The sequence below is a fragment of the Cytobacillus firmus genome (assembly GCF_023715565.1).
GTDB classification, from domain to species: domain Bacteria; phylum Bacillota; class Bacilli; order Bacillales; family Cytobacillaceae; genus Cytobacillus; species Cytobacillus firmus_C.
On record NZ_JAMBOJ010000012.1, the window covers coordinates 71,964 to 94,504 of the forward strand.

Here is a 22,541-nt window from a genome sequence, read left to right on the forward strand (position 1 = left end):
CGGTAAAAAGAAGGTGCTGCAAATTGAAAATCAGACTGGGGTATGTTTCCCATGCTATCAGCTTGTGGGAGGCATCTCCTGCACGGACATTAACTTTTACGCGCTACCAGCAGCTGCCTGAGGAAGAGAGGCTGGAAAAACTGAGGGCCGTCACTGCAGTGAATCTGCAAAACACATTAAGAATGCTTTATTTCAATATAGCACATGAAATTCAGCTGTATCGGCTCTCTAGCTCCATCGTCCCTTTGGCCACACACCCGGAGGTTTTATGGGATTTTGTCACACCTTTTAAGGATAAATGGCTTGAGATTGGTGATTTGATTAAAAAACATGACCTCCGCGTCAGCTTTCACCCCAATCAATTCACTCTATTCACTTCTCCGCGCGAGGATGTGACCCAAAATGCTGTTAAAGATATGGAATACCATTACCGGATGTTTGAGGCCATGGGTGTTGAAAAGAAAAGCGTCATCAATATCCATATTGGCGGGGCTTACGGGGATAAGCTCTCAACCATTGACCGGTTCCATGGAAACCTGAAGATGTTGCCGTCTCATGTCAAAGAGCAAATGACACTCGAGAATGATGATAAAACCTATAACGCGGATGAAACCCTCCTGGCCTGCCAGAAGGAAAACATCCCTCTAGTATTCGATTATCACCACCATATGGCGAACCTCTGCACCCGTCCGCTGGAAGAAATTCTTCCGAAGATTATTCAGACATGGGACAAAACAGGACTTAAGCCGAAAATTCATATCTCCTCGCCCAAATCGGAAAAGGCCTTTCGGTCCCATGCCGATTATGTGGACCTGGATTTTATCCGGCCCCTTCTCGACGTGCTGAAAACCTTTAACCGGGATATCGATTTTATGATCGAGGCAAAAGCCAAGGACAAGGCTGCGCTTAAGCTGACAGAGGATATCAGCAGTATCCGCGGAGTGAAAAGAATCGGCGGAGCGGAGGTCGAGTGGAAATAGCGAAGGCGTTCCAGTAGCGGAACGCCTTTTTATTTTAACTGAATCTCACTCACCTTCTGTCTCTGCTCCTCCGGCCACCATGCTGCGCATTTTTTTAGATCGCAATTATCGTTTCCTCCATGAAAAATATTTCAGCTGACCATTCACCATGATCACTCCCAACATAATTATGATCCCGCCCATGATGCTTATGAAGAAAATTTTTTCACGAAGCAGAAGAATGGCCGCAATAAAGGTAAACAACGGCTCCATGTAGATAAACATGGATACCTTTGAGGCTTCCAAAACCTCGAGCGCCTTGGACCAGTACCAATAGCCGATTCCTGAAACAAATATGCCCAGAAACAGGATATGGGCCCATTCTGAACCAGATAATAGATGGAATTTCTCCCAGCCTCTATCTCTCAATAAAAAGGGAATTGTCAGCATGCAGCCAAGCAGACTCATATAAAAAGTGACCACTAGGGACGGCAGTTTAATATGCAGTTTTTTTACCAGGATGGAATACACGGCCCAATTCAATGTACTTAGAATCATGAGGATATATCCAATATTCATAGCAAATCCAAGCGTCTGGCCGCTCCTCGCTCCCGTTACCATGAGCACACCGGAAATGGCAGTTATAATGCCCACTGTCTTCAGGAATGTCAATTTTTCATGAAGAAAGATCATGGAGAGAAGCACGGTGAAAACAGGTGAAAAAGAAATAATCCATCCCGCAGAGGAGGCGTCTATCGTCTCTAAGGCTGTAACCTGGATGACCTGATGGATGAAAACGCCTAGTACACCGAGAACAATTAAATGAGGAATATATTTAAGCGGAATCTGGAGCGGATATTTTTTCAGGAGGAGCACAAGGAGCAGGAAAGCGGCTCCGATCGCAAACCGGAGCATGATTAATGTATAAGGGTCCAGCTTATCCAAAACCGCTTTCGTGGAGACAAAAGAGACTCCCCAAAAACTAATCGAAATGGTTGCGTAAAGTGACGCTGCAAATTGTGGCTTCATGGGCAGGCATGTCCTTTCCGGAAAGGTTTTTACCATGATATGCCCGTCCGGATGTAACATGCAGTGTTTTTTGGCGGTTTTGACCAGGTTAGATCCTAAATTAATGATTTTGCTGCTGATTTGCGGACTATTTTTAAGAGTTGCTCTTTAGTTATTGGTTTGCTGTCTGGATTTCAGTTTGTATGCGTTGCGGGGATTGTTTGCATTTTTAACATGTGTGTTTGCAGTTTTCCGAATCTATTTGCTATTTTCGAGGTTTATTTGCAAATAATTCGGATCTATTTGCTGATTTCCCTGGTTTATTTGCAAATATCCGGGATCTATTTGCAAAGTTCATAATTAGGCAAATAGGATGCCCACAGTTCACGTGGACACCCTTATCTCAATATCCCCTGCAGCCAGGGCAGTACCACTTCATATGCTTTAAACCCGAGATAAATACCAACAATCCCCATAATGCCAGGCAGTGCGGGCGGTGCGGGAATCGGCAGCTTCATGAAAGCAAAGACGAACCCGACTACGAATCCTGTAAGAATGGATAAAAGAACGATTTTCATAAGATCCTCCTAAAATGGCTTACTATGCTTTTACCAGTTTCACTGTATCCGCTTTAGCTTCCCCATTTTCGTCTAAAACATGAAAAAAGCCGGCACCAATAAGTGCCAGCTTCAAGCATTACATTTTTTCCGGAGCAGATACGCCGATTAATTTTAGAGAGTTCTTCAAAGTAGTCTGAACTGCTTTGATCAGTGCCAGACGTGCTTTCGTTCTTTCCGGGTTTTCCGCATCCAATACTTTTTCAGCATTATAGAAGCTGTGGAAAGATGAAGCCAGTTCATAAATATAGTTTGTAATTCTGTGCGGCATGCGCTTTTGCGCTGCTTCGCCGACAGCCTGCGGGAATTCGCCGATTTTCTTCAGAACGTCGATTTCCTTTTCCGCAGAAATCAGGGAGTAATCTGCCGCTCCAGCAGACATGCCCTGCTCTTCACCCTGGCGCAGGATGCTGGAAATACGCGCATGTGCATACTGAGCATAGTATACAGGGTTTTCATTGGATTGGGATACAGCCAGATCAAGGTCAAAATCAAGATGTGTATCAGCGCTTCTCATCGCGAAGAAATAGCGTGTTGCGTCCAGTCCTACTTCTTCTACAAGGTCACGCATTGTTACCGCTTTGCCGGTACGTTTGCTCATCTTCATTTTTTCGCCGTTTTTGTACAGATGTACAAGCTGGATGATCTCGACTTCAAGTGCATCACGGTCATAGCCAAGCGCCTGGATGGCCGCCTTCATACGCGGAATGTAGCCATGGTGATCAGCGCCCCAAATGTTGATCAGCTTTTCAAAGCCTCTTTCAAGCTTGTCTTTATGGTAAGCGATATCTGGAGTCAGATACGTGTAAGAACCGTCATTTTTAATAAGGACACGGTCTTTGTCATCACCGAAAGTGGTGGAACGGAACCATGTGGCACCCTCTTCCTCGTAAATGTGGCCGTTATCCTTTAATGCCTGAAGGGCTGTATCGATTTTGCCGTTATGGTAAAGGGATGTTTCCGAATACCAGACATCGAATGGAACGCGGAAATCTTCAAGATCCTGCTTCAGCTTCGCCATTTCATATTTCAGACCGTAGTCACGGAAAAAGTCAAAACGCTCTTTTTCATCCGCATTTACATATTTTTCGCCGTGCTCCTCAGCAAGCTTTTTGCCGATGCCGATGATATCTTCGCCATGGTAGCCGTCTGCAGGCATTTCCTTCTCTAAGCCAAGAGCCTGGAAATAGCGGGCTTCAACTGATAGAGCCAGATTGTTGATCTGGTTTCCGGCATCATTGATATAGTACTCACGGGAAACGTCATAGCCGGCTTTGTCTAAAATGTTGCATAGGGAGTCGCCGACAGCTGCGCCGCGGGCATGTCCAAGATGCAGATCCCCTGTCGGGTTAGCGGAAACAAACTCCACCTGGATCTTCTGATTGTTGCCGACTGTTGTTTCTCCGTACTGATCTCCTGCTTCCAGAACGGCCGGAATCAGGTCAGTCAGATATGAGTTATTCATGTAAAAATTGATAAAGCCGGGTCCGGCGATTTCAATTTTTTCGATGGAAGCTTTTGAGCTGTCAAAAGAAGCTATAAGCTCTTCCGCAATCATTCTTGGCGCTTTTTTTGCCACTCGCGCCAGCTGCATCGCCATATTAGTGGAATAATCGCCATGCGACTTTTCCTTCGGGATTTCCAGAATCACATCGGGAATCTGCTCTTCCGCTGCCAAACCGGCTTTCACAACCGCATCCTTAATTTCCTGCTTTAATTTGCCTTGCACCTGTTCAACTATGTTCATTGTTCTCCTCCTCAAACGTAATCGCCAAATGGTATGTACCTGCCTGGGATCCCTGCATTTTCAGGTCGTATAAAATATCAATCGAACCTTCGCCGGATTCGCCATCATATTGATGGACCATCCGCTTGGTCACCGTACCCATCTCAAACACTCCGTACGGCGTCTCGTAGCTGCCGCGGAGCTTTTTATTCATTCTGAAAGGGAGCCTCATTTTCACAGCGCCGCTTCGTAAAATCAGCCCGTCTGCATCGGACATTTTTATAATCGTCTTTACTGTTCCCTGTTCCATCACTTCGTCATACTGAAGGAAACCGGCGGAATCTTTTATATAGTATCGGCCAAAAGCAGTCAATTCAAAAGTCTCTTTGCTGCCTCCACTGCGAATATCTGTCTTCACACTAATCTTCACAGGCATTTGTTCCGCTGAGCGACTGGACAACGGCAACACATCCTTTTCATCATATATAACTATATAAGTATAAATACTTGATGGGGAAAGTGCAAGAAGGTGACAGGTACCACCCGAATTTTGTCGAATAAAAAAAGGATTGAGATGGTGACAGGTACCGCCCGAAATTTGTCGAATAAAAAAAAGGATGAAACCGTATGTTCCACCCCTACTATATCGCTTTCCAATCCAGAGACGAATCCCATATTTTAAAACCCGGAAATTTGCCGTTTAAAAATCAGTTCATAAAAAGATGGGTTTCCATATCCCCTTATGCCTGGCGCAAAAATCTGTACCAGCTCCCACCCATCTTTTTCATGCTCCCTGACAATTTCATGGTAATCTTCAGCCGGCGTCAGCTTAAAGGATGATAAATCCACTTTAACAAATTTATGTTCATACATAACAAATCCCCCCTTTTCCTTTCATACGGGAAAATAGGGGTAAGAGTTTCATGCACAAAAAAAACCGGAGACCGAGGTCCCCGTTTTTTGCAGTCTTCACATTACTTTTTATTCACCCATCCAAGAATCATTTCCCGGATCAGTTTGCTCGCTGTATTGGCCGTTTGTTCAGATGGGTCATAGATTGGCGCGACCTCGACAAGGTCAGCTCCCACAACGTTTACATCTGAATGGGCAATTTCATGAATAGAAGCAAGAAGCTCTCTTGGTGTGATGCCGCCTGCGTCCACTGTTCCAGTACCCGGCGCATGGGCAGGGTCTAACACATCAATATCAATTGTCACATAGACCGGACGTCCGGCAAGTTTAGGCAGAATCTCTTTCAATGGCTGATGCACTTCGAATTTCGAGATGTGCATGCCAACTTCCTTTGCCCACTGAAATTCTTCCTTCATGCCAGAACGGATGCCAAAAGAATAGACATTGCCTGGCCCAATCAGGTCAGCTGCTTTGCGGATTGGGGTTGAGTGGGATAATGGCTCCCCTTCATAATCCACACGAAGATCTGTATGGGCATCCATGTGGATAATCGCCAGATCCGGGTATTTTTTGTACATCGCTTTGATGACAGGCCAAGAAACGAGATGCTCTCCACCCATGCCAAGCGGGAATTTACCCTCATCCAGCAGCTGATCGATAAACTCTTCAATCATATCGATGCTTTTCTGCGGATTTCCGAATGGAAGCGGAATATCGCCGGCATCATAATATTTTACCTCTTCAAGCTCACGATCAAGGTATGGGCTGTACTCTTCAAGCCCGATAGACACCTCGCGGATGCGGGCAGGGCCAAATCGGGAGCCCGGACGATAGCTGACCGTCCAGTCCATCGGCATGCCATAAATGACCGCTTCACTTTCTTCATAACTAGGATGGCTTTTAATAAACACATTGCCTGAATAGGCTTCATCAAAACGAACCAAGGTCATCCCTCACTTTTTATGTATTCAGGAAGGCTGCTCCAATAAAGCAGCAGCCTCTCAATTACTTCACTAAATCTGCAACAAACTTCGGCAATACAAATGCCGCTTTATGCAATTCTTTTGTGTAGTATTTTGTTTCGATCTCATGGAAGCGGTCTTCGCTTACTTCTAGTGGATCGTATTTTTTAGAGCCGATTGTGAATGCCCACATGCCGCTTGGGTATGTAGGAATGTTGGCAGTGTAAAGACGTGTGATCGGGAAAATTTCTTTCACATCGCGCTGCACGTTCCGGATAAGGTCCGCTTTAAACCAAGGGTTGTCAGACTGGGCCACAAAGATGCCGTCTTCTTTTAGAGCTTTAGAGATTCCAGCATAGAAGCCTTTCGTAAATAGATTTACCGCAGGTCCTACCGGCTCAGTAGAATCAACCATGATTACATCATACTCATTTTCGCTTTCCGCAATATGCATGAAGCCATCGCCTACCTGCACATCAACGCGCGGGTCATCAAGCTTGCCTGCAATCTCAGGAAGGAATTTCTTTGAGTACTCAATAACCTTTCCGTCGATATCTACAAGAGTCGCTTTTTTCACACTTGGGTGCTTAAGGACTTCACGAATAACGCCTCCGTCCCCTCCGCCTACTACAAGTACGTTCTCAGGGTTTGGATGTGTGAACAAAGGAATGTGCGCAACCATTTCATGGTACACAAACTCATCCTTAATTGAAGTCATAACCATGTCATCAAGAAGAAGCATATTGCCCCACTCTTCTGTTTCCACCATATCAAGCTTCTGGAATTCTGTCTGTTCTGTATGTAAAGTGCGCTTCACCTTCATCGTAATGCCAAAGTTCTCTGTTTGTTTTTCTGTAAACCAAAGTCCCATTCTTGAATCATTCCTTCCATAAAAAAAATGAATTATCACTAAAGAGCAGCAAAAGGCATTTTCATCTTTTATACTTCCCTAACATGTAAATAACAAACACAGAAAAAGTATAGATGAATCTAGCAAAATTGCAAGAAAAATTTCGATTTTTAATAGATAAGATGTTTAAAATCGGACTCTTTTTTCAATACTAAAGTTATGTACTTATGCTTATTTTGTTTTTCACATTGCACTTAGAAAGATTCAGGGGGTGCCACACTTGGAATTAATGACCGATCAGCGTTTCAGGAAAACAATGAAATACTTGCGTGCAATTCTCATTATTAGCTTAATAGGAATGGCTTTGGCCGCTGTGATGATTGGGGGCATTCTGGTATATGCCAAAATCCTGGGACCGCCGCCGCTCGCTGTTCCGCAGTCGACTTTATTTTTCTCGGATGATGGTACGGTGATCGGAGAAAGCCACAACGGGCAAAAGCGTTACTGGGCACCTCTTGATGATATCAGCCCGCATTTGGTTGATGCGACGGTTTCGATTGAGGATAAAAATTTTTACGAGCACAATGGTTTTGATTATAAAAGAATTGCCGGTGCCGCTCTCGCTGACCTTAAGGCAATGGCGAAGGTTCAAGGCGCCAGCACCATCACCCAGCAATATGCCCGCAATCTGTTTCTCGAGCACGAAAAAACTTGGAAGCGGAAGCTGCTTGAAGCCTTTTATACGATCAGGCTTGAGATGAATTATACGAAGAAGGAAATCCTTGAAGGCTATATTAATACAATTTATTACGGCAATGGAGCTTATGGAGCACAGGCAGCAAGCCAGTTTTATTTCGGGAAGGATGCCAAGGACCTTTCTTTAACTGAGGCGTCCATTTTAGCCGGAATCCCCAAGGGGCCAGGCATTTATTCGCCATTTGCATCAGCGGAAAAAGCTGAACAGCGTCAGAGAGTGATTCTGCAAACAATGGTGAAGAACGGGATGGTCAGCCAAAAGGAGGCGGATCTTGCTGCGGCGGAGGAGCTTGAACTTGTCGGCGAGCACATGCACCCTCGGACGAAAACAGCCCCCTATTTCCAGGATGCGGTCCGCAATGCACTTAAAACGCAGCTGAAGCTGGATGACCGGACCATTGAATTAGGCGGATTAAAGGTTTATACCACTTTAGATCTTAAGGAACAGGAAATCGCGGAAGAAACAGTGGAGAAGATGATTTCTAAAGATTCGGAGATTCAAGTCGGGATTGTGGCCATGAATCCGAAGAACGGATATGTGAAAGCGATGGTCGGCGGCAGGGATTATGAGGAGAGTCCCTTTAACAGGGCAGTCCAAGCCGTCAGGCAGCCCGGATCGACGATCAAGCCGCTGCTTTATTACGCGGCATTGGAGCAGGGATTCACCCCGTCCACTCCCATCCGAAGTGAGCAGACGACATTCCGCTTTGAAGACGGCACACCAGACTACACACCGCATAATTTCAACAGCAAATATGCGGATGCCGAGATCACATTAGCCCAAGCACTGGCTTTATCTGACAATGTGTATGCGGTGAAGACCCATTTATTTTTAGGAGAAGAGACGCTTGTCAATACAGCCAAGAAATTTGGCATCACTTCTAAAATGGCGAAGGTTCCGTCGCTGGCACTCGGCACATCGGGTATGAGAGTCATTGAGCTGGCGAACGCCTACAGCATGTTTGCCAATGGCGGGAAAAAGGTATCACCGGTGCTGATTAAGCGTGTAGAAAACCATAAAGGCGAAGTCATCTACGAGCAGGAGCCTTTCCAGATGAAGGTTCTGAAGCCTGATCTCGCCTTCGTCATGACTCATATGATGACGGGAACCTTTGACCGGAAGCTGAACGGATATGCCCAGGTAACGGGAAGCACCGTTATCAATGATATGACCCGCCCCTATGCCGGCAAGTCAGGCTCAACCGAAACGGACAGCTGGATGGCCGGCTTTACACCGCAGCTGGTTACCGCAGTATGGACCGGCTATGACAAAGGCCAGGTTATTACAAAAACCGTTGAAAAAACGTATGCAAAAAACATTTGGATCCGGTTCATGGAACAAGCCCATAAAGGGAAGCCGGCAAAGGAATTCAAAGCACCCAAAGGCACAGTGGGCGTCTACATCGACCCCGCAAACGGAAAAATAGCCGGGGAAAACTGCCCCGTCAAGCGCCTTACCTACTTCGCAGAAGGTACAGAACCTGCGGAATACTGTACAGACCACCTGAACCACAAAAAAGAGGAAAAGTCAGAGCAGCCTGAAACGAAGCCGAAGACACCTTGGTATAAGAAGTTGTTCCGGTGGTGACAGTTGACGGTTGACGGTGGTGACAGTTGACGGTTGACGGTGGTGACAGTTGACGGTTGACGGTGGTGACAGGTACCTATACCACTTCACTCAACTGGTATAGGTACCTGTCACTTTCCTCTATTAAAATGAAAAACCCCGGGGTCCGAATCCCGGGGTTTTTCGTGTCCTAGTGCTATACTGTGCCTTCACACTGTTAATTAGTTTACTTTTTTTAAGTGAATTGTACAAGTAGTTAGAAAATCACGTCAAAAAAATGTCACAATTTCGTCACAAAATCAGACTTTTTTTCTAAATGGCTTGTAAATCTGTTTTTAGCTGTTCCGCCGATCTTTCCCACATGCCAGCATCATGGTTTTTCAGGAAATCGGCCAGCACTTTTTTAGATTTTTCGTCCATATGATCCACAATGATATGTCTTTTAATCGATTTATCCATGCGGTTCACATGCTCGGGAAGTGATTTGTAGCCCCGGCGAATCTCCCTGTCAACCGTCATTTCACAGGCCGTAACGCCTGCATAGTAGGCGCCTCCCTCTTTGCGGTCAATAGTAATCCAAATTAGCCAGTACGGCTTACCGTTGGGCACTTCCTCTTTGCTTTTCAAAAACTTGATGCCTTTTTCCACTGGACTGCGCGCATGCATGGCACCCACTTCAATAGACGCCTCCGCGGCATCCACATCGATGATGACCGGTGTCACATTATCAAGGCTAAGAGTTCCGACCCCGAATCCGCCATGCCCATCTGTCGGGTCGCTCTTGATAATATTAAAATCGACTTTCTTTTTCTTTTTTTCTTCCATCTTCACGTCCTCCTATCCAAGTAGTGTGATCTTACTATTATGTCATAAATAATTCATAGAAAAAATCATTTAGGCCGCTCGCCAAAACCGGCAATACCGTGTTAAAAATCGGCTGGATGGTGTATTGATCCAGCGGGGTAATGACAAGGATCAGAAAAATAACGGAGCCGTATGCCTCAAACCTGGTCATTTTCGGGCGAATATGGGCCGGTGCCAAATCCTCGATAATTCTGTAGCCATCAAGCGGCGGAAACGGCAGCAGGTTGAATACAAACAGCACTAAATTCAGCTGAATAAAGATATTCAGGAAATCCGCCACAAACGCTGGAAACGAAGCTGCGAGCCCTGTTCCGGCAAGGGCATACCAGATGAAAAAGCCCAGAACAGCCATCACCAGATTGGAAATCGGCCCTGCAATGGAGACTGAAATCCCGGCAAGCCTTGGATTTTTAAAAAAGAAGCGGTTGACCGGTACAGGCCTGGCCCATCCGAAACCGGCAATAAAAATCAGGATTGTCCCAATCGGATCCAAATGCTGCATGGGATTTAACGTTAACCTTCCCTGGTTTTTTGCAGTGGGATCGCCAAACTTATAAGCCATATAGGCGTGGGCAAATTCATGAACCGTAAAGGCAATCATCAATGTTACCGCCACATAGGGAATCTCCCTCAGAGAAAACGCCAAAAATTGTTCCAAAAGCCAAAACTCCCTCTCCTGCCGGCTAAAAAAGCCAGGCTTTATTTATACATACTATGTAGGAAAAGCCGTTCTATTTACCTAAAAGTATACATGAACGCCTGGTCAAAGGGAATCAAGCTTGCACATTGCAGGAAAAAGTGGAAAAATACAAACAAGCATACATTATGAGGAGGAAAAGAAATGCCATACGTAACCGTGAAAATGCTTGAAGGCCGTACGGAGGAACAAAAAAAAGCGCTTGCTGAAAAAGTAACAGCAGCCGTCAGCGAAACAACTGGAGCACCCGAAGATAAAATCGTCGTATTTATCGAAGAAATGACCAAAAATCATTATGCTGTCGGCGGAAAACGCTTAAGCGACGAGTAGAAATGCGCTCAAAAAGGCAGTTTCCTTTAGGGGGACTGCCTTTTTGAGCGCATTTTACTTTCGGATAAATAGATTCTGTGCGGATAGCCGGAATTTCTGTGCGCATAACATTTTTTCTGTGCGCTTAGCCGAATTTCTGTGCGCATAACATTTTTTCTGTGCGCTTAGCCGGATTTCTGTGCGCATAACATTTTTTCTGTGCGCTTAGCCGAATTTCTGTGCGCATAACATTTTTTCTGTGCGCTTAGCCGGATTTCTGTGCGCATAACATTTTTTCTGTGCGCTCAGCCGGATTTCTGTGCGCTCAGAGATACTATGCTCAAAATACCAGTGCCTAGCACTTAATGCTGCCCATTTCTCTTGAAATATTGGCATTCAGCGCAACTATAGGAGCACCTGAAGACATATCGTCGTATCCATTGTAGAAATGACCAAAAATCACTATGCTATCAGCGTAAAACACCTCAGCGATCAGTAGAATTTCAGAAAAAGAGATAGTTTTCTGTAATGGAGTTTACTTTTTTTGCATATGGGGATAGGTTATTTCCATGGTAGCCCGATTTTACTTGCAGATAATTAAATTTATTTACTCATAGCACGTTTTTATTTTCGGATAAAAAAGATTCTGTGCGTTTAACGCAAATTTCTGTGCGCATAACATTTTTTCTATGCGCTTACCCCGATTTCTGTGCGCATAAATTTTTTTCTGTGCACTCAGCCCAAATTTCTGCGCTCCTCAAACAACCTGATTTCTATGCTATTTAATATCCTCACCAAAAAACAAAGCCGGGCGCTCAATGCAGCCCGGCTTTTTCTCTTAAGCTTTCAATATATTGATACGCCTGTTCCACTTCTTCATCCGTGTAGCGCTGTTTGCTTTTTAGGGTAAAGACTTTTTCTTTCACTTCTTCTTTTGGCAGGTCATTGAAATAAAGGACTGTTGAGACGAGTTCAAGGAATCTTGCATTCTGGCCGTTCATATCGAGCAGGCAGTCCTGGAGGCTCGGCATCTCGACTTCGTTGATTCCCAAAAATTCCTTGCCGGTTTCAGTGAGCGTGTACCTATACTGATAGTAGCCGCCCTTTTTTTCCTTAACTTCATTTAAGAATCCCATGTTGCAGAGCTCTTCGACCCTTAGTGTCAATTCTTCCGAATATGGCCCGTAAAAGTGAAATTGAAATCTTTCCTGAAAGGGAAAGGCGATGTTTTTGGCGATATAAATCATTTTCTGCAGCTTTTTCCGTCCCACGATTTCTTCAGAGACTGCAATGGCGTGCATTAGTTTGGCGTGATCCTTTAACAAAACTCTTCATCTCCTACTCCATTTTTTCCCGTATCTATGTTCTAATCGATTTCCAGCAGCATTTTAATCTGCTTTTTAATGTTTGGCTTTTTGCTGTCGTCTGCAATAAAATCAGCCGGAAAGTACAGCTTATGATCCGTTCGGCGTTTTCCGGAAATGGCATCTACGATCTCTGATTCACGGGAAAGCTCGCGGATATCCCCATTTTTCAGCAGCAGATGAATCGGCAATCTTTCTTCTTCCTCGCCCGGACGGTAGAAATCATAAGGCAAATCTGATGAAGAATCGACGACCAGATAGTATTCAGGATCCATGCCTGCCTTTATAAACAATGCCGACAGCTCTGCCAGCTTCTTGTATTCTTTCGCTGGGTCGAATTCGACGTATTTATATAAATTCCTGTCCATAAAGCGGCAGCAAAGATCCTTCAAAATCGGGTCTTCTTCCTCCTGCCACATCTGAAAATAATAAAGAATAATAGCTTCATCAAGCTTTATATAATCCTCAAGAGTGATTTCCCCATTGAATAAAGAATAAAAATGGATCGGATCATATTTAAATTTGTATTTCTGTTCATGCAAATCCTTCGCGCGATGAAGGATTTTGGTCAGGATGACCTCTGCACTGCGGGTTACCGGGTGGAAATACACCTGCCAATACATCTGATAGCGGCTCATTATGTAATCCTCAACAGCATGCATCCCGCTCTGCTTAATCACGACCTGGTCTTCCCGCGGTCTCATGACACGCAGAATCCGCTCCATATCAAAGTGGCCATAGCTGACACCGGTAAAATAAGCGTCCCGCTGCAGATAATCCATCCGGTCCGCATCAATCTGGCTGGAAATCAGGCTGACGACCAGCTTATTTTTAGACGTTTTGGCAATCACATCCGCCACTTTCTGCGGAAAATCGGCACTGACCCTTGTAAGCACATGATGGACCTCAGTGTCTCCGAGAATGATCGCCCTCGTATAATGCTCATGATCCAAGTCGAATACTTTTTCAAAAGAGTGCGAGAACGGACCATGCCCCAAATCGTGGAGAAGTGCCGCACATAAAGTCAGGATGCGGTCTTCTTCATCCCATTCCGGCCTTCCCAAAAAGACATCATCGGAAATGCGGCGCACAATCTCGTAAACTCCGAGTGAGTGATTAAAACGGCTATGTTCAGCACCATGGAAGGTTAAATAAGTTGTCCCGAGCTGCTTAATTCTTCTGAGGCGCTGGAACTCTTTTGTCCCGATTAAATCCCAGATGACTCTGTCCCTGACGTGTATGTACCTATGAACGGGGTCTTTGAATACCTTTTCCTCATTTAACTTTTCCGCTGAATATGCCATTCCGTACCCTCCGCTTTTCCTGTGTTCACGTAATCCCAACCTGTTGTTCCCAATTTCTGGCGTATTCCTATTATATCCCGATTAGAGTGTCAATTCATCACAAAATTCACCGTTTTTCATGACTGTTCGACAGAAACCGCGATACAGCAATCATCTGGCCAAGAAATATTTTTCGACTTTTCTAAAAACATTATTGCCTCCTAAGTCTATTTACCAATCAGGGCTAATTCATAAACTCAGGCAAAAAATAAAATCACCTCACGACAGGAGTCAGGGTGATCTTTATTTACGACTATGTATAGAATTTTGAACGTCGATAACTGTCCAGCTCTAAGCTCCATCAGCTCGTCGTATGCTTGAGGCCCGCAGGACAAGGAAGGCTTCGTCAGCATAAACATCGCACGACCGAAAGCCACAGCTTTTGGGAGGATGCGAGTCATGCAGACGTTGCCACAGAACGCAGCGATTTACGTCTGCGTTCCTTTATAGGCGGGCGCCTTACGCTTTTTTTATTTCAGCTTTTTATTAATTTTCTCCATCAATTCCTCTTCCGTCAGTGCAGCAAGAGGACGGTTATTGACGAAAGCAAATGTTTTTTTGCGGCCTGGTCCGCAATAGGACTGGCAGCCGACATCAATTTTTGCTTCTGGATCTATTTCTTTTAATCGCGGTACCAATGTCTTCAGATTTACTGCCTGACAATCGTCGCAAACACGAAATTCGTTTGCCATCTTCGTACAACCCTTTCTGCGGTCAATCTTTTATATAGTCACGGCGCTTTTTGCGCCTTATCTTCTTCGATAAAGCATGTCCGCTGTACGGCATTCCTATTCCAAATTCCAAATAAAGGACTGCCCTGCCCAACTGCTACAGGCTATTTTAAAACTTATCGACTTTCATTGCAAGCTGTAATCATTAACTTGGGTGGTGAATCTTGCTAAACTTCACAAAACTGCCATACGTATCTAGTGAAAATAAATAATTTTAAAATAATCTACTATCCTTTTAATCACCTTTGTATAAAATCTGCCAGGTTTGTCCATCCTTTAACTAAGGCAACAGCAAAAAGTAATTAATTAGGGAGTTGAGGTTATATGAAAATACGTCAGGACGCTTGGACAGATGAAAACGATTTATTGCTGGCAGAGACTGTTTTACGGCATGTAAGGGAAGGCAGCACACAGTTAAACGCATTTGAGGAAGTCGGAGACAAGCTGAATCGCACCTCAGCGGCATGCGGATTCCGCTGGAACGCCGTGGTGAGGCATCAATATGAAAAAGCGCTTGGACTGGCAAAAAAACAGCGCAAGCAGAGACAAAGAATGCTAGGAAAGGATCAGGGCGGCAAGAAGAAACTCTTATACTCTCCGCCAGTTCCGACAATGCAGGAGGTCACAGCAGCTCCAGTTCAGGCTAATGCGATCGTACCTCCGTCACCGGCAGATTTTTACGAGGAGCGCACAGAGGATGATGCCCCTGTCCAGACTGAAACGGTCCCATCCTACACCTATACAGAGCCGGTTAACACGGCACCTGCACAGCTGGATATGGATACCGTTATCGCATACTTGCAAACATTGAATCATTCGGGTATTCAGCTTGATATACTAAAGAATGAGAATGAAAGATTGAAGCGCGAAAATGCAGATCTCAGAAGCCAAAATGAAGAGCTTGAGAGTAAAATCGCCAAGCTGGAGCAGAATACGGTAACCATTCAGGAAGATTACGAGACACTGATGAAAATCATGAACAGAGCCCGCAATTTTGTTCTGTTTGATGAAGAAGAAAGGCCGGCATCCAAGTTTAAAATGGACCGCAACGGCAATTTGGAGAGAGTCGCTGAATAGAAAAAGCGGAAGCGCCTTGCTCACAAGGCGCTGAATTTCCCGGCACCGGGAGCAGGAGAAAATGGCAGCACCTTCTTTCAAGGAGGGCCGCAGATCGATAACGACTGCGGCTCTTCTTTTATTTATTTGCTGCCAAGCACTTTCTCATTCCGCTCCATTACACGGCGGGAATAGCCCTCAAACAGGCCTGCCTCTCCATTTGTCAGCTGCCCTGCATAAAGGCGGCCGGATTTCCTTTTTAAGGCCTGGAGAAAGCGGAGCATTACATCCTGAACCGTCAGCTCTGTCCCAAGTAATTCCGACAGTGATGCCATGACTGCGGGCTGAATTTCAGGGTATTCGAATTTCGTCTGTTCCTCTTTTTTAGCAAGTGAATAGAATTTGCCAATCAGGTCGGCCCGCTCACTTCCGCTTCCATCCACACACAGATAGATTTGCACAGCTACGCCATTGCGGAGGCGCCTCTGCGAAATACCGGCAAACTTCTGTCCCCCGATGCTTAAATCATAGCTTCCCGGGCAATAGGAACCAACAATTTCACGGGCTTCTATTTCCTTATGAAAATCAGAAAACATTTCCTGAATGAGGAGCCACATCGCATCATAGCCGCGGTTGATATCAATCCCCTTTTCCCTTTCAGGAAAAATCAGCGAAATATTAAGGACCCCCTGATCCAGGACAACGGCAAGGCCGCCGGAGTTTCGGACGATCACTTCATACCCCTGGCTTCTTAGAAAATGAATGCCTTCATTCAGAAAAGGAAGTCTCGTATCCTGGATGCCAAGCACGATTGTATTATGATGCACCCATGTTCTAGCAGTGGCAGGCGCCGTGCCTGCTCCGACAGAAGCACAGAGTGTATCATCCATTCCAAATGAGTGCAGGGCATTTAAGTGGATTCCCGCAGCGGACTGGTCAATGACCCGCCATTCTTCCTGAAAAAGCAAATCTTGTTGCGAATTCATCTTTATTTGATCCCCTTTTGCCGATAATATCGGGTAACCGGCAGAATTTATCTATTGTAATCGCAGTATCAATTAGATTATTGGCCTAAACTGCAGCTTTATTGTTTAATGATCATTTTTATCGGCCATATTCGAACCTTTACCGGCCAATGGCCATATCCAGATACATTATAGCAAAAAAGCCAGTCACAAGGGACCGGCTTCTAAAATGGTTTATTATTGATGTAAAGCCTGAGCTGCTGTAATTAAAGCAAGCTTATAGACATCTTCCTCGTTGCAGCCGCGGGACAGGTCATTGACCGGGCGGTTCAGGCCTTGAAGGATTGGCCCCACTGCTTCGAAGTTTCCAAGGCGCTGGGCAATTTTGTAGCCGATGTTGCCGGCTTCCAGGCTAGGGAAAACAAATACATTGGCGTCCCCCTGGATTGGTGAATCTGGAGCTTTTTTCTCTGCCACAGATGGAACAAATGCCGCATCAAATTGGAATTCCCCATCGATGATCAATAGCGGATCGCGAACCTTTGCCGCTTCAAGTGCCGCTGAAACCTTTTCTGTTTCAGGAGACTTGGCAGAACCTTTTGTCGAGAAGCTCAGCATAGCTACACGCGGTTCGATATCGAACATTCTGGCTGTCTTCGCACTTTCAATCGCAATTTCCGCCAGGTCCTGGCTGTCAGGCGAGATGTTGATGGCACAATCGGCGAAAACATATCTCTCATCGTCACGGACCATGATGAAGACACCTGACGTTTTGCTCACGCCTTCCTTCGTTTTAATAATTTGAAGTGCCGGGCGCACCGTATCAGCTGTCGAATGCGCTGCACCACTCACTAGTCCATCTGCTTTATTCGCATAGACAAGCATAGTACCGAAATAGTTTTCATCCAGAAGGATCCGGCGTGCATCTTCTTCTGTCGCTTTGCCTTTACGTCTTTCAACAAATGCAGCCACAAGCTCATCCATCATTAAAAAGCTGCTTGGGTCATAAATTTCAGCTGAATCCAGGCTGATATCCATGTCTTTTGCTTTTGCTTCAATTTCGGCGATGTTTCCAATCAGGATTGGAGTGATGATTTTTTCCGCAGCCAATCTTCCTGCAGCCGCTAAAATACGCTCATCCTGTCCTTCCGGAAAAACGATTCGTAAATTCTGCCCTGTTACTTTTTCTTTCAATACTGTGAATAAGTCACTCATGCTAATTCCTCCTACGGCCATAATTTTTTCCGTTCAAATTAATAGAATTTCTCCTATATACTCCCTTAGAATACTCTTCATCCTAAGAATTTCAAGGAGTTCACCTACTGTTAGCGTTTCCAACTAAAATGTTTTTGTTTTCGGTAAATTTCCAATAATAAATAACCTTCTGCTGGCGCAGCTTCATACCTTTTTTAAGATATCCATAATTTCCTCTTTGTAAACGGGTTTTCAATGATGGTGACAGGTACCTATACCAGTTCGCCTAACTGGTATAGGTACCTGTCACCACTACGATTTCCAACATTTCAAGTTTTGTACACATGTTAATTGGAGAAACTATGGTATAGTAGGGATGAGATTTTCAGTACATATTAGGAGTGATTATAATGAGTGAAGCAGCAGTAACGCTTGATGGCTGGTATTGTTTACATGACTTCCGCACAGTTGATTGGACAACTTGGAAAATGGTTCCCAGCGAAGAGCGCCAGGCAGCGATCCACGAATTTATGGCCCTAGTGGACAAGTGGAACACAACACAAAGAGAGAAAAACGGCAGTCATGCCCTTTATACAATTGTCGGCCAAAAAGCTGATTTTATGATGATGATCTTGAGGCCTACTATGGAAGAGCTGAATGAAATTGAAAACGAATTCAACAAATCAAAATTAGCTGAATTCACGATTCCGGTTCATTCGTATGTGTCTGTGGTCGAGCTGAGCAACTATCTGCCGGCAGGAGAAGATCCATACCAGAATCCGCAGATCCTTGCTCGCCTTTACCCTGAGCTTCCAAAAGCGAAGCATGTCTGCTTCTATCCGATGGACAAGCGCCGCCAGGGGAATGATAACTGGTACATGCTTCCGATGGAAGACCGCCGCAACATGATGCGCAGCCATGGCATGATCGGCCGCCAGTATGCCGGCAAGGTAAAACAGATCATCACAGGCTCTGTTGGCTTCGATGATTACGAATGGGGCGTTACCCTTTTCTCTGACGATGTTCTTCAATTTAAAAAGCTTGTATATGAAATGCGCTTTGATGAAGTAAGTGCCCGCTACGGCGAATTCGGCTCTTTCTTCGTTGGAAACATTCTCGAAGAGGACAAAGTAGAACAGTTCCTTCACATTTAAGGATTAAAGCTCCCGGCTTCTGCTGGGAGTTTTTCTTTTTCTTCCGGTTATAAAAAAACATGCCCCTACATAGTAATGAAATAGTGAGTTTCTATTTTAAATTCAACCCGCAGGACTGTCCGACAGTCTACTCTCAAACACGCGGATAGAACATGCTGATTTTAATACTTAGGAGGGACTAAATTGAGTCAATCAAATTATGGTCAATACCCTTATTATGGTTACCAGCAGCGTTATAGCGACGGCACTCAAATGCCGCAGAACTTTCAGGGCCAGCCTCAGTTTCAACCCGCACAGACAGGCGGAGCCATGCCAGGTGCGGGCTCGGGCGGAATGTTTCCAGGTGGAGCAGGCGGTGGCGGCGGAATGGGTGGCACGACAGCTTCTCCATCTGTTCCGGGAATGCTTCCCCTTGAACAATCCTATATCGAAAACATTCTACGCCTGAACAAAGGGAAACTTGCGACTGTTTATGCTACGTTTGAGAACAACACGGAATGGAACGCCAAAATATTCAAAGGTCTCATTGAAGCGGCCGGACGTGACCACTTGATTCTGAGCGATCCTCAAACAGGTCAGCGTATCCTTCTTCCGATGATCTACTTAGACTATGTGACGTTTGATGAGGAGATCGAATATGAATATCCATTTGGTGGAGGACAGGGACTGTCGCAGTATCCGCCGAGATAACTGGAAAGGCTTTTCTTCTGACAGCTGAAAACGTCAGCACATTGCCACCTTCCACAACAAAAAGGAGCTTTGACCCCAAGTCAAAGCTCCTTTGCTTTTATAAATATTTCACTGCAGCAATGATCAGCAGTACCCAGGCCGCAAGGAATGAGACTCCTCCCAGCGGTGTGATGGCACCAAGTATGCTGATTTTCGTTAAAGTCAGCACATATAGGCTTCCTGAGAATAGGATGATGCCGATCACCATCAGCCAGCCTGACCACGATAATAAAGATGATGCCGGCAGCTTGCCAAGCAGAACGCCTATGATTATAAGGCCCGTTGCATGGAACATCTGGTAGGTTACACCTGTTTGCCATGTCTCTAAATACTTTGGCTCCACTCTTCCTTCAAGTCCATGAGCTCCGAAAGCCCCTAATGCGACTGATAAAAAGGCATTAATTGCCCCAATGATAATGAATAGCTTCATAGTCCCCTGCACCTCTTATCCTTTTATTAAAAATCGAACAATGAATCGCCATTCGCCTCATCATCCATCTGCATTTTCTTTGGCTGCAGATTTGCCGGCTGAGCTGCTGGCGGCGCATTGTATGTATGGCTAATAGACGAAACAGCACCTACATTTCCTGCATCCGACTCATCCAAAACCAGCTCGCATAACGACTTGATCGCCTGCACTCTTTCTCTGATTCTTGCGTCGGAAGAGCTGCTTTTCGCTTCCAGCAATTCCTTTTCCATCTTTCCTAATAGCTTTTGAACAGAGATATTCAACCTCTACACCTCTTTCTATAAGGCTCTTTTCGTATAAATTGTTGCTTTTCGCTTATCAATGTTGTCCGTTGATTGCAGTGAGAGGATGCTCAGCGAACCACGGGGCGGGCGGTGAGCCTCCTCGACGCTAAGAGTCTGTGGGATCTCACCTGTCCCGCTACTCCCGTAGGACGTTGAATAGGCTACCTTGAGTAAACACCGCACGAAGAGAATGTGAATGCATTTTCGAGGATCTAACACCTTCCACTACAATCAACTCAGTAAATATAATATAAATAGCACCAAACTTTGCGAAAACAACCTTCTATAAAAAAGCAGCCATTGCCCATCCCCGGCATTCAGGGAGGAAAACTGCTTGTTTAAAACGGCCAGAATGACCAGCATATCAAGTTTATCAGGTTTTCTTTTCAAAACGCAAACAGGGATTGCCTGATGCCCGGAAAACTTCGAGAGAGGGCAGCTGACTTGTTTTAAACTGAAAGGCCCTGCAGCCTTTTGGATGGTTCCGATCCCAGGTCACATAGAAATATTTACACTTAAAACAATCGATTTTCTGTGAACTCATTTCTTTTCTCCTTTATCACAGAGCATATTTCGAGCACTTCCTGCAAAAAACGGTTTGTTTCACGTGAAACATGGCGAAACAAATTAGAGATTGGGAATTTGCCAGTCAATCGGCTCCTCTCCAAGCTTCTTTAAGATCTCATTCGTTTTTGAAAATGGCCTGCTCCCAAAGAACCCTTTTCTGGCCGAAAACGGGCTGGGATGCGGCGATTTTATGATAAAGTGTTTGGAGTCGTCAATTAGCACTTTTTTTTCCTGTGCCGGTTTTCCCCATAAAATAAAAACAATGGGCCGATCCCGCTCATTCAATTTTTGGATAACCGTGTCGGTAAACGTTTCCCATCCTTGCCCCTTATGCGAATGCGCCTGCCCTTTGCGGACGGTCAGAACGGTATTCAGGAGCAGTACCCCTTCCTGAGCCCATTTTATTAAATATCCATTATCTGGCACGCTGAAGCCCAGATCCTCCTGCATTTCCTTGAATATATTTTTCAGTGAAGGAGGCAGCTTTACATCAGCCTTAACCGAAAAGCTTAATCCATGTGCCTGCCCCGGTCCATGATAAGGGTCCTGCCCCAATATCACTGCCTTTACATCTTTATAAGCTGTATACTGGAGTGCATTGAATATATCCTCCTGCTTCGGATAAATGATCTGCTCCTCATAACCCTTTTTTAAAAAATCATGAAGATGAAGATAATAGGGTTTCTCGAATTCCTCTGCCAAAATTTCCTGCCAGTCATTTCTAAAGATACGCTTCATTTGCCAACTCTCCCTCCTCTTGTTAGATGTTATTTTCATACCCAATGGCTATCATGCCATAATCTAGCATTCTTGCATACATGTTTAAAAAACCTCTGAGCGGATATGTAATATATAGAACGGGCAGGAAGAGCTGCCCTACAAAATAAATCTGCTAAATCTTTTAAGGAGGATGTTATATTATGTATAAAATCGAAGTTGTTGAAAATGGTGTACAAGCTACTGATGCAATTGGAATGCTGCAAAGCCAGGGATTCAATAAGGACAGCATCTATATCTTCGCACATGACAAGGATCGCTCCGAGCACCTATCTGATGCTACGGATACAGGCGAAGTCGGCATGAAGGAACAGGGCTTATTCGATTCTGTCGGAAATGTTTTCAGAAAGCGCGGAGATGAGCTTAGATCTAAATTTGAATCTGTTGGATTAACAACAGTCGAGGCAGAACAATATGAAAAAGTATTGGATGAAGGCAAGTTAGTTATTGTAGGTACAGACGAAGCAAAATAATTAGAAAATCGTCGGCGCTGGAGCTAGACAATAATATAAAAAAAGCGATGAATTTTTCATCGCTTCAGTTTGTAGACAAAAGGGTTCGGAATAGTCTCATTCCGGACCTCTTTTTTGAATTTTATTGGCTTTGAAGCATTTTCAGATGATGATAGACCTCTCCGAGGTCATCTTCTAGGCCATTTCTGGACCTTGCCAAGTCCAGTTG

Annotated in this window: 25 protein-coding genes; 7 read left to right on the forward strand and 18 right to left on the reverse strand. The window is 44.9% G+C overall.

Annotated features, from left to right (window positions below; translation table 11 throughout):
* Positions 1–23 precede the first annotated feature (23 nt).
* A complete protein-coding gene (gene uvsE, locus M3205_RS06795; RefSeq protein WP_251169215.1) occupies positions 24–980 on the forward strand; it encodes a UV DNA damage repair endonuclease UvsE in 957 nt (318 codons plus the stop codon).
* 105 nt (positions 981–1,085) lie between these two features.
* On the opposite strand, the gene M3205_RS06800 is transcribed toward uvsE, so the two are convergent.
* The 7 genes from M3205_RS06800 to speE all read right to left on the reverse strand — a co-directional run bounded on the left by M3205_RS06800 (position 1,086) and on the right by speE (position 7,055).
* On the reverse strand, positions 1,086–1,988 hold the full coding sequence (locus M3205_RS06800) for a DMT family transporter (protein ID WP_251169241.1): 903 nt from the start codon (positions 1,986–1,988) through the stop codon (positions 1,086–1,088).
* A gap of 377 nt (positions 1,989–2,365) precedes the next feature.
* Positions 2,366–2,545, reverse strand: a complete 180-nt coding sequence (locus M3205_RS06805) for a XapX domain-containing protein (protein ID WP_035328032.1) — start codon at positions 2,543–2,545, stop codon at positions 2,366–2,368.
* A 118-nt stretch (positions 2,546–2,663) separates the two neighbouring features.
* A complete protein-coding gene (gene argS / locus M3205_RS06810; RefSeq protein WP_251169216.1) occupies positions 2,664–4,331 on the reverse strand; it encodes an arginine--tRNA ligase in 1,668 nt (555 codons plus the stop codon).
* Entirely contained in the window at positions 4,318–4,770 is a 453-nt protein-coding gene (locus M3205_RS06815; RefSeq protein WP_251169217.1) for a YwiB family protein, read from the reverse strand. Before M3205_RS06815 ends, argS begins: the two co-directional genes overlap by 14 nt.
* 218 nt (positions 4,771–4,988) lie before the next feature.
* Positions 4,989–5,183: a DUF4177 domain-containing protein gene (locus M3205_RS06820; protein ID WP_251169218.1), complete on the reverse strand. Its 195-nt coding sequence runs from the start codon at positions 5,181–5,183 to the stop codon at positions 4,989–4,991.
* Positions 5,184–5,284: 101 nt separating this feature from the next.
* Positions 5,285–6,172 carry an agmatinase gene (speB, locus tag M3205_RS06825; RefSeq protein WP_251169219.1) on the reverse strand — a complete coding sequence of 296 codons (888 nt, stop codon included), beginning with the start codon at positions 6,170–6,172 and terminating at the stop codon, positions 5,285–5,287.
* Between the two features lie 55 nt (positions 6,173–6,227).
* Positions 6,228–7,055, reverse strand: a complete 828-nt coding sequence (gene speE / locus M3205_RS06830; protein ID WP_009332318.1) for a spermidine synthase — start codon at positions 7,053–7,055, stop codon at positions 6,228–6,230.
* A 259-nt stretch (positions 7,056–7,314) separates the two neighbouring features.
* On the opposite strand from speE, the gene M3205_RS06835 reads away from it, so the two are divergent.
* On the forward strand, positions 7,315–9,378 hold the full coding sequence (locus M3205_RS06835) for a transglycosylase domain-containing protein (protein WP_251169220.1): 2,064 nt from the start codon (positions 7,315–7,317) through the stop codon (positions 9,376–9,378).
* A 291-nt stretch (positions 9,379–9,669) separates the two neighbouring features.
* Here the strand turns inward: M3205_RS06835 and M3205_RS06840 are convergent, their stop codons facing one another.
* Positions 9,670–10,182, reverse strand: a complete 513-nt coding sequence (locus M3205_RS06840) for a YwhD family protein (RefSeq protein WP_251169221.1) — start codon at positions 10,180–10,182, stop codon at positions 9,670–9,672.
* A 37-nt stretch (positions 10,183–10,219) separates the two neighbouring features.
* On the reverse strand, positions 10,220–10,879 hold the full coding sequence (locus M3205_RS06845) for a site-2 protease family protein (RefSeq protein WP_251169222.1): 660 nt from the start codon (positions 10,877–10,879) through the stop codon (positions 10,220–10,222).
* Between the two features lie 183 nt (positions 10,880–11,062).
* Here M3205_RS06845 and M3205_RS06850 point away from each other — a divergent pair, with 183 nt between their 5' ends.
* Positions 11,063–11,248 carry a 2-hydroxymuconate tautomerase gene (locus M3205_RS06850; protein ID WP_251169223.1) on the forward strand — a complete coding sequence of 62 codons (186 nt, stop codon included), beginning with the start codon at positions 11,063–11,065 and terminating at the stop codon, positions 11,246–11,248.
* A 794-nt stretch (positions 11,249–12,042) separates the two neighbouring features.
* Here M3205_RS06850 and M3205_RS06855 read toward each other — a convergent pair.
* The 4 genes from M3205_RS06855 to M3205_RS06870 all read right to left on the reverse strand — a co-directional run bounded on the left by M3205_RS06855 (position 12,043) and on the right by M3205_RS06870 (position 14,626).
* Positions 12,043–12,552: a YwgA family protein gene (locus tag M3205_RS06855; RefSeq protein ID WP_251169224.1), complete on the reverse strand. Its 510-nt coding sequence runs from the start codon at positions 12,550–12,552 to the stop codon at positions 12,043–12,045.
* Between the two features lie 41 nt (positions 12,553–12,593).
* Positions 12,594–13,895, reverse strand: a complete 1,302-nt coding sequence (locus M3205_RS06860) for an HD domain-containing protein (RefSeq protein ID WP_251169225.1) — start codon at positions 13,893–13,895, stop codon at positions 12,594–12,596.
* A gap of 236 nt (positions 13,896–14,131) precedes the next feature.
* A complete protein-coding gene (locus M3205_RS06865) occupies positions 14,132–14,335 on the reverse strand; it encodes a hypothetical protein (RefSeq protein ID WP_251169226.1) in 204 nt (67 codons plus the stop codon).
* A gap of 69 nt (positions 14,336–14,404) precedes the next feature.
* On the reverse strand, positions 14,405–14,626 hold the full coding sequence (locus tag M3205_RS06870) for a YuzB family protein (RefSeq protein WP_197206406.1): 222 nt from the start codon (positions 14,624–14,626) through the stop codon (positions 14,405–14,407).
* 363 nt (positions 14,627–14,989) lie between these two features.
* On the opposite strand from M3205_RS06870, the gene M3205_RS06875 reads away from it, so the two are divergent.
* A complete protein-coding gene (locus M3205_RS06875) occupies positions 14,990–15,742 on the forward strand; it encodes an RsfA family transcriptional regulator (RefSeq protein ID WP_251169227.1) in 753 nt (250 codons plus the stop codon).
* A gap of 122 nt (positions 15,743–15,864) precedes the next feature.
* Here M3205_RS06875 and lipL read toward each other — a convergent pair whose 3' ends face one another.
* Both lipL and pta read right to left on the reverse strand, forming a co-directional pair.
* Positions 15,865–16,707, reverse strand: a complete 843-nt coding sequence (gene lipL, locus M3205_RS06880; RefSeq protein WP_251169228.1) for an octanoyl-[GcvH]:protein N-octanoyltransferase — start codon at positions 16,705–16,707, stop codon at positions 15,865–15,867.
* 216 nt (positions 16,708–16,923) lie between these two features.
* Positions 16,924–17,901 (reverse strand): phosphate acetyltransferase, encoded by a 978-nt coding sequence (gene pta / locus M3205_RS06885; RefSeq protein ID WP_251169229.1) that lies wholly within the window; start codon positions 17,899–17,901, stop codon positions 16,924–16,926.
* A 389-nt stretch (positions 17,902–18,290) separates the two neighbouring features.
* Between pta and hemQ the strand changes: the two genes are divergently transcribed.
* Entirely contained in the window at positions 18,291–19,034 is a 744-nt protein-coding gene (gene hemQ, locus M3205_RS06890; protein ID WP_251169230.1) for a hydrogen peroxide-dependent heme synthase, read from the forward strand.
* A gap of 252 nt (positions 19,035–19,286) precedes the next feature.
* Complete coding sequence (gene gerQ, locus M3205_RS06895) at positions 19,287–19,724, forward strand: spore coat protein GerQ (protein WP_251169231.1); 438 nt, start codon at positions 19,287–19,289, stop codon at positions 19,722–19,724.
* Between the two features lie 97 nt (positions 19,725–19,821).
* On the opposite strand, the gene M3205_RS06900 is transcribed toward gerQ, so the two are convergent.
* From M3205_RS06900 to M3205_RS06915, 3 genes are all read right to left on the reverse strand, one after another.
* Entirely contained in the window at positions 19,822–20,193 is a 372-nt protein-coding gene (locus M3205_RS06900) for a DUF423 domain-containing protein (protein WP_251169232.1), read from the reverse strand.
* A 26-nt stretch (positions 20,194–20,219) separates the two neighbouring features.
* Positions 20,220–20,495 (reverse strand): YwdI family protein, encoded by a 276-nt coding sequence (locus M3205_RS06905; protein WP_251169233.1) that lies wholly within the window; start codon positions 20,493–20,495, stop codon positions 20,220–20,222.
* Positions 20,496–21,143: 648 nt separating this feature from the next.
* The gene (locus M3205_RS06915; RefSeq protein ID WP_251169235.1) at positions 21,144–21,821 is read right to left on the reverse strand and encodes a uracil-DNA glycosylase; all 678 of its coding nucleotides are present in this window, start codon (positions 21,819–21,821) and stop codon (positions 21,144–21,146) included.
* Positions 21,822–22,003: 182 nt separating this feature from the next.
* On the opposite strand from M3205_RS06915, the gene M3205_RS06920 reads away from it, so the two are divergent.
* Positions 22,004–22,333 carry a YflT domain-containing protein gene (locus tag M3205_RS06920; protein ID WP_251169236.1) on the forward strand — a complete coding sequence of 110 codons (330 nt, stop codon included), beginning with the start codon at positions 22,004–22,006 and terminating at the stop codon, positions 22,331–22,333.
* Positions 22,334–22,541 lie beyond the last annotated feature (208 nt).